Raw genomic sequence first — 13,759 nt, 5'->3', positions numbered from 1 at the left:
CGACCATGACGTCTTCGAAGCGAAACCGCGCCGAGGCCCTGCCCGCGGACCTTCAGGAGGAGCTGCGCCGCAGGCTCGCCGGACGGGTCGGCACCCCGGGCGCCGCCGCCCGCCAGCGCATACCGCGGGCGGACCGAACCCGGCCGCTGCCGTTGTCCTTCGCACAGCAGCGGCTGTGGTTCCTGGACCAGCTGCGCCCTGGCGACGCCCGCTACAACAGCGCCGTCGCGCTGAGGCTGACCGGGTCGCTGGACCGCGCCGCCCTCTCCCGGGCCATCGACCTGGTGGTGGAACGCCACGAGGCGCTGCGCACCACGTTCGACGAGAGCGACGGGCGGCCGGTGCAGACAGTGCACCCGGCCGGACCGGTACCGCTGCCGGTCCGGGACCTGGGCGCGCCGAACGAACGCCCGCAGGGGCCGGACGCGCTGGAGACGGCGCTGCTTCAGGAGTACTCGCGCCCCTTCGACCTGCGCACCGGCCCGCTGCTGCGCGCCCTCCTGCTACGGGAGCACCCCACCTCACACGTGCTGCTGCTGACCGCCCATCACATCGTCACCGACGGCTGGTCGATGGGCGTCGCGCTGGAGGAGCTGTGCACCGCCTACGACGCCCTGGCCCGCGGCGCGCAGCCGCGGCTCGCGGCGGTGGCGACCCAGTACCCGGACTTCGCGGTGTGGCAGCGCGAGCAGTTGTCGGGGCCGCCGCTGGAGCGGCAACTGGCCTACTGGTCAGAGAAGTTGTCCGGGGCGGTGCCGCCGGAGCTGCCCCTGGACCGCCCGCGTCGCGGTGAGGAGTCCGGAGCGGGCGCGGTCCACACCTTCACCGTCCCGGCGGACACCACCGCCCGGCTGCGCCGACTCGCCGCCGAGCAGCACACCACCTTGTTCACCGCCCTGGTCGCCGCCTGCCAGGGACTGCTGGCCCGCTGGTCCGGGCAGGACGACATCACCGTCGGCTCCCTCACCCCCGGCCGCTCCCGCACCGACCTGGAACGAGCCGTCGGCTTCTTCGCCAACACCGTGGTGCTGCGCACACCGGTGGAGACCACCGGTACCTTCCGGGACCTGCTGGCGGCTGCCGCCGACACCGTCAACGACGCCTTCGCGCACGGCGACACGCCGTTCGAGCGGTTGGTGGAGGCCGTCGGCGCACCTCGGGAGGCGGGCCGCAACCCGCTGTTCGACGTGATGGTCCTGCTGCACCCGGAACCCCCCGCGGCACCCGCCCCGGAGGGACTGGCGGCCACCCCGGTCACCGTGCCGCGGCAGGCGGCCACCTTCGACCTGAGCGTGGAGTTCGTGCCGGACGGCGAGGGGCTGACCGGCCTGCTGGAGTACCGCACCGACCTGTTGGACGCGGCCACCGTGAGCCGGATGGCGGACCAGCTGCTGCGCACCCTGGCCGGTGTGGCCGCCCATCCGGACCGGCCGCTGGGCGCGCTGCCCCTGCTCTCCGCGCGGGACGTACGACGGGTGACCGAGGAGTGGAACGACACCGCACGTCCGGTGCCCGGCACGACGTACCCCGAACTCTTCGCGCGGCAGGCGGCGCGCACCCCGCACGCCACCGCGCTGGTGGCCGGCGGCGAGCGCCTGGACTACGCGGGGCTCAACGCCCGCGCCAACCGGCTCGCGCACCACCTGATCGCCCTCGGCGCGGGTCCGGAACGGCTGGTCGCGCTGAGGCTGCCGCGCGGCGCCGACATGCTCGTCGCGATCCTCGCCGTCTGGAAGGCCGGCGCGGGCTACCTGCCCCTCGACCCGGCGCTGCCCGAGGACCGCGTCCGGTTCCTGCTGGACGACGCGCGGCCCGCGCTGCTGCTCGACGAGGCCGTCTTGCGGTCGGTGCCCGGCACCGTCCCGGACACCGATCCGTGCGACGCCGACCGGCTCGCTCCGCTCGATCCGCACCACACCGCGTACGTCATCTACACCTCCGGCTCCACCGGCCGTCCCAAGGGTGTCGCCGTCCCGCACCGCGGTCTGACGAACCTGCTCGCCGCACACCGCGCGGGCTTCGTCGCCGAGGCGGGCGGCGGTCCGCTGAGGGTGGCGCTGACCGCGTCGTTCTCCTTCGACACCTCTGTGGAGGGTGTGCTGCTGATGGCCGACGGCCACCCGCTGCACCTGGTCGACGAGACGACCCGGCTGGACCCGGCCGCCCTGGTGGAGTACGTCGTCGAGCACAGCATCGACTTCCTCGACCTGACCCCTTCCTATCTGCGGCAGTTGCTGCCCGCCGGACTGCTCACCGACCCGCGCCACCACCCGAGGGTGCTGATGCTCGGCGGGGAGGCCGTGGGGCCCGGCCTGTGGCGTGAACTCGCCCGGCACCGGGACGTGGCCGCGTACAACTTCTACGGCCCCACCGAGTGCACGGTGGACGCGCTGGCCTGCCGCATCGAGGGCGACGGCCGCCCGCTGGTGGGACGGCCGCTGCCCAACGTGCGCGCCTACGTGCTCGACGCCCGGCGCCAGCCCGTGCCGCCGGGGGTCGGCGGCGAACTGTACCTGGCGGGCGAGCAGGTGGCCCGCGGCTACGCGGGCCGCCCCGGCCTGACCGCGGCGCGGTTCGTCGCCGACCCGTACGGACCGCCCGGCGGCCGTATGTACCGCACCGGCGACCTGGCCCGCTGGACCGCGGACGGGCGGCTGGACTACCTCGGCCGCGCCGACGACCAGGTCAAGGTGCGCGGCCACCGCATCGAGCCGGGCGAGGTCGAGGCGGCGCTGCTCGACCTGCCCGGCATCGCCGCCGCGGCGGTCGTCGCGGTGCCCGACGCGCACGGCCATCTGCGGCTCGCCGCCTACCTGGTGCCCGCCGCGGGCGCCGCGCGGCCCGTCGCCTCCGAGCTTCGGGCGGCCTGCCGGCGTGTGCTGCCCGACCACATGGTGCCGGCCTCCTTCACCGCGCTCGACGCCCTGCCGTTGACCACCAGCGGCAAACTGGACCGCCGGGCCCTGCCCGCCCCCGACCTCGACGCCGCGCCGCGGGAACGGGAGTTCCTCGCCGCGCGCACCCCCGCCGAGGAGACACTCGCCGGCATCTGGTCGGAGGTGTTGGGCGTCGCCAGGGTCGGTGTCAACGACAACTTCTTCGAGCTGGGCGGCGACTCCATCCTCAGCATCCAGGTCGTCTCCCGGGCCCGCGCCGCCGGTCTGCACCTCACCTCGCGGGACGTCTTCCGCCACCAGTCCGTCGCCGACCTGGCCGCCGCGGCGGCCCGCCGCACCGCCGAGGCGACCGCGCCCCGGCGCCCCCACGACGAGGGACGCGCACCGCTGACCCCCGTCCAGGAGTGGTTCTTCGCCACCCACGGCCCGCTGCGGCACTTCAGCATGTCGATGCTCCTCGACCTGCCGTACGACCTCGACGAGCAGGCTCTGCAGAGGGCTTTGGCGGCGGTGGCCGGCCGTCATCCGGCGCTGCGCACCCGGTTCACGCCCACCGGGGACACCTGGGAGCAGCGACCGGGCGCCACCTCGGCCAATGGCCTGCTGGCCCGGCACGACCTGTCCGCCCTCGCCGCCGCCGACCTGCCGGCCGCCCGCGCCGAGGCCGCCGACGCCGCCCGCGCGGCGCTGGACCCCGCAGCCGGCGTCGTGCTGCGCGCGGCGCTGCTGCTGCCCCCGGAGGGCGAGCGCCCCCAGCTGTTCCTGACGGCCCATCACCTGGTGGTGGACAGCGTCTCCTGGCGCATCCTGCTGACCGACCTGGAGCGGGCGTACCAGCAGGTGGCCGCGGGCGAGCCGGTCGACCTGGAACCGGCCACCACGCCCTTCACCCAGTGGGCCGCGTACCTCGCCCGGCGCGTGCGGGACGGTGACCTGGACGAAGACCTGCCGTACTGGACGCGGGAGGTCGCCACCGCGCGCCCGCCGCTGCCCGTCGACCGCGCCGGAGCCCCCCTCGCCGGATCGGTGCGCACCGTGCGCACCCGGGTGGACCGCGCCACCACCCAAGCGCTGCTGCGCCGGGTGCCCGCGGTCTACCGCACCCAGGTGAACGACGTGCTGCTCAGTGCGCTGGGCCGGGTGCTCGCAGACTGGGCGGGCGCCGAGCGGGTGACCGTCGCCCTGGAGGGGCACGGCCGGGAGGACCTCGGCGGCGGTGAGCCCGACGAGGGGGTCGACGTGTCGCGGACGGTGGGGTGGTTCACCACCCAGTACCCCGTCACCCTCACCCCGGCCGGGCCGTCCGGCGCACCGGACTGGGGCGCCACGCTGAAGGCGGTCAAGGAGCGGCTGCGGTCCGTGCCGCGCCGGGGCCTGAGCTACGAGGCACTGGCCCGCCTGGGCTCACCCGACCCCGCCGCGCGGGCCCTGCGGGACGTACCGCTGCCCCAGGTGTGCTTCACCTACCACGGGCAGTGGGAGGCGCCCGCCGGGCGCGACTTCGCCCCCGCCGCCGAGGTACCCGGCCGGGACATGGCGGCCGGTGAACCGCTGGACCACCTGCTGGACGTCTCGGCCGTGGTCGCCGACGGCCAACTGGAGATCACCTGGCACTACAGCGACCAGGTGCACCGTGCCGAGACCGTCCAGGGGCTGGCGGACGGCATGGTCGGGGCGCTGACCTCGATCACCGAGCACTGCGCCCGGCCGGACGCGGGCGGCCGCACCCCCTCCGACTTCCCGCTGGCCCGGCTCGACCAGGCCGGCGTGGACCGGCTCGTCGGCGACGGCCGGGATGTGGAGGACGTCCTTCCGCTGACCCCGCTGCAGGAGGGCATGCTCTTCCACCGGCTGGTCGGCGGCTCCGAGGACGTCTATGTGGACCAGGCGGCCCTGCTCCTGGAGGGGGTGGCGGACCCGCGTGCCTTCGCCCTGGCCTGGCAGCGGGTGGCCGAACGTACGCCCGCGCTGCGGACCCGGGTGGTGTGGGAGGGCGTTCCCGTACCGCTCCAGGTCGTCCACCGGGACGTACGCGTGCCGGTGACCCTACTGGACTGGCGAGAACACAGCGAGGGCGAGCGCGCCGAGCGGTTCGCCCGGCTGCGCTCCGAGGACCTCGCGCGCGGCCTGGACCTGGGCACGGCGCCCCTGATGCGGCTCACCGTGGTCCGGCTGCCCGACGCGCGAGTGCACCTGCTGTGGACCTCCCACCATCTGATCCTGGACGGCTGGAGCCTCGCCCAGGTGCTCACCGAGGTGTGTGAGGAGTACGCGGCGCTGATCGCCGGCGGCGAGGCACGACCGCCCGTGCGCCGGCCGTTCGGCGACTATGTGCGCTGGCTGGCGGACCAGGACGGCGACGAGGTACGCGCGCACTGGCGCGGGGTCCTCGACGGCTTCGCCACCCCGACCCCGCTGCCCGTCGACCGGCCGGCGCGCGGGGTGCACCTGGCCCGGTCCGCGGGCGTCCACACCGCCGGGCTGTCCGACTCCGTGTCCGAACGCCTGGCGCGCACCGCCCGGGAGGCCGGGCTCACCCTGGGCACCGTGGTGCAGGGCGCCTGGGCGCTGCTGCTCGCCCGCTACAGCGGGGAGTCGGACGTGGTCTTCGGCACCACCGTCTCCGGACGGCCCGACGACCTGCCCGGCGTGGAGTCGATGGTGGGCATGTTCATCAACACCCTGCCCACCCGGGTGCGGGTGGACGCCCACCGCACGGCCGCCGCGTGGCTCCGCGACCTCCAGGACGCCCAGGCCGACGCACGCCGCTTCGCGGCGGTCTCCCTGGCCGAGCTGACCTCCCTGAGCGACGTACCGTCCGGCACCGCGCTGTTCGACAGCATGGTCGCCTTCGAGAACTACCCCTTCGACGAGGCACGCGCGGCCACTTCCGGGGTGCGCCTGGTGGACGTCACCTCCCGGGACGCCACCAACTACCCCCTGGTGCTCCGCGCCTACCAGGGTGAACGGCTCGGCTTCGACCTGGCCTACGACCCGGAGCTGTTCGACGGCGCCACCGTCAGGGCCCTCCTCGACCGGTTGTGCCTGCTCCTCGCGGAGATCGCGGCCGACTCCGAACGGCCGTTGCGCACCCTGGCGTGGACCACCGCCGAGGAACGGCGCCGGATGCTCGTGGAGTGGAACGGCGAGGAGGAGGGGCGACCCGCCGAGACCCTGGTGGACCTGTTCGAGGCCCAGGCCGCCCGGGTCCCCGACGCGATCGCGGTCTCCTGCGCCGGCGACCGCCTCGACTACGCCGCACTCAAGGACCGAGCCGCCCGGCTCGCCCACCGCCTGGCGGAGTACGGCGCCGGACCCGAGCGCTACGTGGCCCTCGCGCTGCCCCGCTCCACCGACCTGGTCGTGGCGATCCTCGCCACCCTGAGGACGGGGGCCGCCTATCTGCCGATCGACCCCCGGCTGCCCGCCGAACGCGTCGCCCACCTGCTGCGGGACGCCGCCCCGGTGGTGCTGGTGACCACCGCCGACTCCGCCGCACCGGCCGAGGGCACCGGCGTGCCCGCTCTGCTCCTGGACGACGCGGCGGTACGGGCCGACCTCGCGGTGCGCCCGGCCACCGGCCCGGCCGACCGCCGCCCGACGCCGGAAAGCCCGGCCTACGCCATCTACACCTCCGGCTCCACCGGCCGTCCCAAGGGCGTCGTGGTGCCGCACGCCAACGTGGTGCGGCTGTTCACCCGCACCCGCCGCTGGTTCGGCTTCGACGAGAAGGACGTGTGGACGCTGTTCCACTCCTACGCCTTCGACTTCTCCGTGTGGGAGCTGTGGGGCGCGCTGCTGCACGGAGGCAGGCTCGTCGTCGTCCCTGAGGACGTCGCACGCTCTCCGGAGGACTTCCTGCGCCTGCTGGCCGAGGAACGGGTCACGGTCCTCAACCAGACGCCGTCCGCCTTCTACCCGCTGGTGCGGGCGGACGCCGAACACCCCGAGGTGAGCGCGCGCCTGGCCCTGCGCACGGTGATCTTCGGCGGTGAGGCACTGGACGTCGGGCGGCTGGCCGACTGGTACGCGCGCCACCCGGACACCGCCCCGCGCCTGGTCAACATGTACGGCATCACCGAGACCACCGTCCATGTCACCTGTGCCCCCCTCGACCGTGCTACGGCCGCCGCGGGTGCCGCGAGCCCCATCGGGACGGCCATCCCCGACCTGCGGGTCTACGTGCTCGACGACGCCCTGGCTCCCGTACCGCCCGGGGCCGTCGGCGAGATGTACGTGGCGGGCGAGGGCCTGGCCCGCGGCTATCTGGGCCGACCCGGCCTGACCGCGACCCGCTTCGTCGCGGACCCGTTCGGGCGGCCCGGCAGCCGGATGTACCGCACCGGCGACCGGGCCCGGTGGCGGGCCGACGGAACGCTGGAGTACCTGGGCCGTGCCGACCAGCAGGTGAAGATCCGCGGCTACCGCATCGAGCCCGGCGAGATCGAGGCCGCCCTGCGCGCCCACCCGGGCGTCGCAGCCGCCGCGGTGGGCGTGTACGAGGACGCCTCCGGCACCCGGCGACTGGTCGCCCACGTGGTCGGTACCGGCGGCGGCGAGGACGCCGCCGCCCCGCCGCCCGCCGCCGAACTGCGCGCCCACCTGGAGCGTGTGCTGCCCGCGCACATGGTGCCCGCCGCCTATGTGCCGCTGACGGCGCTGCCGCTGACCACCAACGGCAAGCTCGACCGGCGCGCCCTGCCCGCGCCCGGACCGGACGGCTTCGCCGTGCGGACGGACCGCACCCCGCCGCGCACCCGCGCCGAACGCCTGGTCGCCGCCGCCTGGGCGGACGTCCTGGACGCCGCGGAGGTGGGCGCCGCGGACGACTTCTTCGCCCTCGGCGGTGACTCGATCCTCGCCGTACGCGTCACCTCCCGGCTGCGCGCGGCGTTCGGCGCGGACGTCTCACCCCGGCTGCTGTTCACCCACCCGACGGTCGCCGCACTGGCCGCGGCCCTCGGTGACCCGCCCGCGGAGCGGACCGTTTCGGCCGCCCCCATCCCGGCCGCGGACCCGGACACCCCGCCGCCGCTGACGTACGCGCAGCAGCGCCTGTGGTTCCTCGACCGCTTCGAGCCGGGAAGCACCGAGTACACGACCCTGTCCGTGCTGCGGCTGCGCGGCCCGCTCGACGAGGCGGCGCTGCGCATCGCCCTCGACGGCCTGGTCGAACGGCACGAGGCACTGCGCACCACCTTCGCCGAGCAGGACGGCCGCGCCCGGCAGGTGGTGCACCCGCCGCACCCTGTCGAGCTGCCGATGGACGACCTCACCGCTGCCGCGGACACCGCCGCGGCCCTCGACGCGCTGCTCGAACGCGAGGCGGCCACCGCCTTCGACCTGGCGGCCGGGCCGCTGCTGCGCGCCCGCCTGGCGCGCCTGGCGCCTGACGAGCACGTACTGGCCCTGGCCCTCCACCACATCGTCACCGACGGCTGGTCACTCGGCGTTCTGGGCCGGGACCTCGGTGAGCTGTACGCGGCGGCGCACGAGGCCAGGGACCCCGAGCTGCCCGAACTGCCGGTGCGCTACACCGACTTCGCCGCGTGGCAGCGTGCCCGCACCGACCGCGCCGAGGAGGACCTCGCCCACTGGCGGGTGTCGCTGGACGGCCTGACCCCGTTGGAACTGCCCACCGACCGGCCCCGGCCCGCCGTCCGCACCCGCGACGGGGCACTCGTCACCTTCACCCTGCCCGCGGCGCTGACCGGTCGGCTGCGCGAGGCGGGCCGTGCCGCCGACGCCACCCTGTACATGGTCCTCCTGGCGGCATGTCAGGTTCTTCTGGCGCGTTGGGCGGGCCAGGAGGACGTCGCCGTCGGCACCGTGACCGCCGGCCGTGAGCGCCCCGAACTCCACGATGTGGTCGGCATGTTCGTCAACACCCTGGTGCTGCGCGCACGGGTGCGTTCCGCCATGTCCTTCCGCGAACTGCTCGCCGAGGCGCGCGCCACCGTCCTGGCGGCGTTCGCCCACCAGGAAGTGCCCTTCGAACGGCTGGTGGACGCCCTCCAACCCGAGCGGGACACCAGCCGCACCCCGCTGTTCCAGGTCATGGTGGCGCTGCACAACCTGGGCACCGAGGCACCCCGCCTGCCGGGCCTGGAGGTCACCCCGGTGCCGCCGCCGGTCCGCCACGCCACCTTCGACCTCGCCTTCGACTTCGTGGAGGGCGACGACGGCGTCACCGGGTACCTGGAGTACGACAGCGGCCTGTTCGACGCGGAAACCGCCGAACGCCTGGCCGCCCGGCTGCGGTTGCTCCTGGAGGCCGCCGCCGACGACCCCGGGCGGAGTGTCGGCGCACTGCCGCTGATGACACCCGAACAGTCGCGTCGCGTACTGGGGGAGTGGCAGGGGGAACGGCTGCCGGTGGCGGACACCACGTTCACCGCCCTGTTCGAGGCGCAGGCGGCCCGCTCGCCGCATGCCACCGCGCTGGTGGCCAGGGACGCCACCCTCGGTTTCGGCGCGCTCAACGAGCGCGCCAACCGACTGGCCCACCACCTCATCGACCTCGGCACCGGCCCGGAGCGCGTGGTCGCCGTCCGCCTGCCGCGCACCAGCGACCTGCTCGTGACGCTGTTCGCCGTACTCAAGGCGGGCGGCACCCTGCTGTGCCTGGACCCCGACCTGCCCGAGGAGCGCGTCGCCTTCCTGCTCGCGGACGCCGCGCCGCACACCGTCGTGACGCCCGAGACGCTGCGCGAGGTGCCGTGGGAACGGCTGCCCGCCCACGATCCGGCCGACACCGACCGGATGGCGCCGCTGCGCCCGGAGAACACCGCCTACATCGTCTACACCTCCGGCTCCACCGGGCGGCCCAAGGGCGTCGCCGTGGAACACCGGCACCTGGTCAACCTATGCCACGACCACCAGGTGGGACTCGTCGCCCCGCACACCACGGACGGGCGCCGGCTGCGCGCCGCACTCAGCGCGTCCTTCTCCTTCGACACCTCCTGGGAAGGCCCGCTGCTGCTCGCCCTGGGCCAGGAGGTACACCTGGTCGACGAGGACGTACGCCTGGACCCGAAGGCGTTCTGCGCCCAGGTCACCGAGCGGCACCTGGACCTGGTGAACGTCACCCCCTCCTTCCTGCGCGAACTGACCGCCGAAGGACTCCTCGCGCCGGGCCGGCACCATCCGCGCCTGCTGCTGGTGGGCGGCGAGGCGATCGGCCCCGCCGACTGGCGGGAGCTGTGCGCGGCCGAGGGCCTCGGCGTCACCGCGTACAACATGTACGGACCCACCGAGTGCACGGTCGACGCCGTCTACGGCCGCTGCGCCGAGCGGCCCGGACATCCGGTCATCGGACGGCCCGGCCGCAACCTGCGCGCCTACGTCCTGGACGGCGGGCTGCGCCCGGTACCGCCCGGTACGCCTGGCGAGCTGTACCTGGCCGGAGCCCAGCTGGCCCGCGGCTACCTGAACCGGCCCGGCCTGACCGCGTCCCGCTTCCTCGCCGACCCGTTCGGCGCGCCGGGGGAGCGGATGTACCGCACCGGCGACCGCGCCCGCTGGGACAACCGCGGCGCCCTGGTGTTCCTGGGACGGGTTGACGAGCAGATCAAGATCCGGGGCTTTCGCATCGAACCGGGTGAGGTGGAGGCCGCTCTGCTCGGTCACCCGGACATCACCGAGGCCGTGGTGATCGCCCGTGAGCATGCCGGGCGCCCCATGCTCGTCGCCTATCTGGTGCCCGCGTCGGACCGCCTGCCGCGTGCGGACGAGCTGCGGATCCGGCTGCGGCGGACGCTGCCCGACCACATGGTTCCCGCCGCCTTCGTCCCCCTGGCACGGATACCGCGCACCACCAGCGGCAAGACCGACCGGCGCGCGCTGCCGGCACCGCCGCACCGGCCCGACAGCCAGACGCCGTACGTGCCGCCGCGGCCCGGCACCGAGGAGCGCCTGGCCGCCATCTGGGCCGAGGTCCTGGGCGTCGAGCGGGTGGGCGCGCGGGACAACTTCTTCACCCTCGGCGGCGACTCGATCCTCAGCATCCAGATCGTGGCCCGGGCCCGCCAGGCCGGGCTCGCCCTGACCACCAAGGACGTCTTCCGCCACCAGACCGTCGCCGAACTGGCCCTGCGGGTCGCCGAGGCGGCCCCGCCGCCGACCCCGACGGACTCCACCGCGCCCGCCACCGCACCGCTCACCCCCATTCAGCGCTGGTACCTCGACGGCCGCCGCCCCGGCGAGCGGCTGCGGTTCACCATGACCCAGCGCCTGGAGCTGGCCCCGGGCACGGACCCGCACGCCCTGCGGCAGGCGGTCGACGCCCTGGTGCGCCACCACGCGGCCCTCCGCACCCGGTTCCGCCACACCGGCACCGGCTGGCTCCAGGAGGTCCTGCCCGAGGCTCCGGGGGACGTGTTCACCCGGCACGATGTGGCGAGCCTGGACGCCCCCGCGCTGGAGGCGCGGGTACAGCGCGCGGCGCAGGAGGCCCAGGCGTCCCTCGACCCGACCGAGGGCCGGGTCGCGCGGGTGCTGCTCTTCCACCGTGGACCGGACCGGCCCGCGCAACTGCTCATCACCGTCCACCACCTGGTGGTGGACGGGGTCTCCTGGCGCATCCTGCTGGCCGACCTCGACACCGCCCACCGGGCCGCCGCGGCCGGACGCCCCGCCGACCTGCCCGCGGTGGGCACCGCCTACGGCCAGTGGGCGGCCCGGCTGGAGCGGCACACCCGCTCCGGTGCCCTGGACGCCGACGTGGACCACTGGACGCGTACCCGCAACGCCCCCGCCGACCTGCCGGCCGGCAGGCCCGGGCCCAACACCCACGGCACCGCCGCCACCGTCACCGCCACGCTGGACCCGGCGGAGACCGACGCCCTGCTGCGCCGCGTCCCGGACGTCTACCGCACGCAGGTCAACGACGTGCTGCTCAGCGCCCTGGGCCGCACCCTGGCCCGCTGGTGCGGACGCGACACGGTGCTGCTCGGGATGGAGGGGCACGGGCGCGAGGACGTCTTCGACGACATGGACCTGTCGCGGACCGTCGGGTGGTTCACCGCGGAGTTCCCCCTAGCGCTCACCGTCACCCCCGACGCCGACTGGCGCGACACCCTGCGGTCCGTCAAGGAGCAGCTGCGTGCGGTCCCGGCACACGGCCTGAGCTACGGCGCGCTGCGCCACCTGCTGCCCGCGGGGCCGCTGGCCGACGCACCGGCTCCACGGGTGGGCTTCAACTACCACGGCCAGTGGGACGCCGGCACCAGCCCGGCCCGCGCCGACACGCTCTACCACGCCGCGCTGCCACCCGCCGGGCGCGACACCGACCCGGACGAAGCCCGTCCCTACCTGCTGGAGATCACCGGCGTGGTGCAGGACGGTCGGCTCCAATTCGGCTGGACCTACCCGACCGCGGTCTACGACGAGTCCGTGGTGCGCCGCCTGGCCGACGAGATGTGCGCGGGGCTGCGCGAGATCGTCGCGCACTGCGCCGACCCGGACGCCGGCGGACGCACCCCTTCCGACTTCCCGCTCGCCGGACTCACCCAGGACCAGCTGGACCGGCTGGTGGGCGACGGGCGGGACACCGCCGACGTGCTGCCGCTCACGCCGCTGCAGTCCGGCATGCTCTTCCACGGACTCGTCGACACGGCGGGCGCCTACTTCGACCGCACGGCGGTGCGGCTGTCAGGGGTGGCGGACCCGGGGGCCTTCGCGGCGGCCTGGCAGCAGGTCGCCGATCGCACCCCCGCGCTGCGCACCAGCGTCCACTGGCAGGGCCTGCCGCATCCGGTGCAAGTGGTCCACCACCGGGTACGGCTGCCCGTCACCCACCTGGACTGGCGCCACCTGACCGTCGGCCAGCGCGCCGCCGAGACCGAGCGGCTGCTCGCCGAGGACCGCGCGGCGGGCATGGAACTCACCAGCGCGCCCCTCACGCGGATCACCCTCGCCGCGCTGCCCGGCGACGAGGTCCTGCTGCTGTGGTCCACGCACCACCTCGTCCTGGACGGCTGGAGCACCGCGCTCCTGCTCACCGAGGTGTGTGAGCGCTACGCCGCGCTCACCGGAGGCCCGGACGCCGCCCCGCCCGTACGGCGCCCGTTCGCGGACTTCCTGCGCTGGCTGCGGGACCAGGACGAGGACGCGGCCGAGCGGTACTGGGCCGACACCCTCGCCGGGTTCACCGCGCGCACCGCGCTGCCGTACGACCGCACGCCGACCGAGGCGCACCGCGCCCACTCCGCCGCGGCCGTCCACCACGAGCTGGACGCGGACACCTCGGCACGGCTGCGAGAGAGCGCCGCCCGCGCCGGTCTGACGGTCAACACCGTGGTCGAGGGCGCCTGGGCACTGCTGCTGGCCCGCTACAGCGGCCGCCGGGACGTGGTGTTCGGCACCACCGTCTCCGGCCGCCCGGCCGAACTGCCCGGGGTGGAGGCGATGATCGGCATGTTCATCAACACCGTGCCGACCCGGGTCCGCGTCCCCGCGACGGGCGTACTGCCCTGGCTGCGCGCCCTGCAGGAGCGGCAGAGCGACGCCCGGCGCTTCGACTTCCTCTCGCTGCCGCGTGTCCAGGCGGTCAGCGACGTCCCGGCGGGCGAGGCGCTGTTCGACAGCATGGTGGTGTTCGAGAACTACCCCGTCGACGAGACGGCCGCCGCGAAGACGGGGGTGTGCGTCGAAGAGGTACGGGCCGACGACGCCACCACCTTCCCGCTGTGCCTGCGCGCCCACCTGACCGACCGGCTGGGCTTCGACCTCGCCTACGACGCCGCCTTGTTCGACCACGCCACGGTGGAGCGGGCGGCAGCCCGCCTGGCCGCCGTACTCACCGCCCTCGCCGACGGCACGGACGGCGAGGTGGACGACCTGGAGCTGATCACCGCCGAGGA

1 pseudogene is annotated in these 13,759 nt (G+C 75.0%); it reads left to right on the top strand.

Going from position 1 to position 13,759, the window contains the following annotated elements:
- Positions 1–5: 5 nt before the first annotated feature.
- A pseudogene (locus P3G67_RS29560) lies at positions 6–13,757 on the top strand (amino acid adenylation domain-containing protein); the annotation flags it as partial.
- Positions 13,758–13,759 lie beyond the last annotated feature (2 nt).

This window comes from Streptomyces silvisoli, assembly GCF_029269905.1.
Classification (GTDB): Bacteria; Actinomycetota; Actinomycetes; order Streptomycetales; family Streptomycetaceae; genus Streptantibioticus_A; species Streptantibioticus_A silvisoli_A.
Note: the sequence above shows the minus strand (reverse complement) of the source record. Positions and strands in the feature narration are given on the sequence as shown.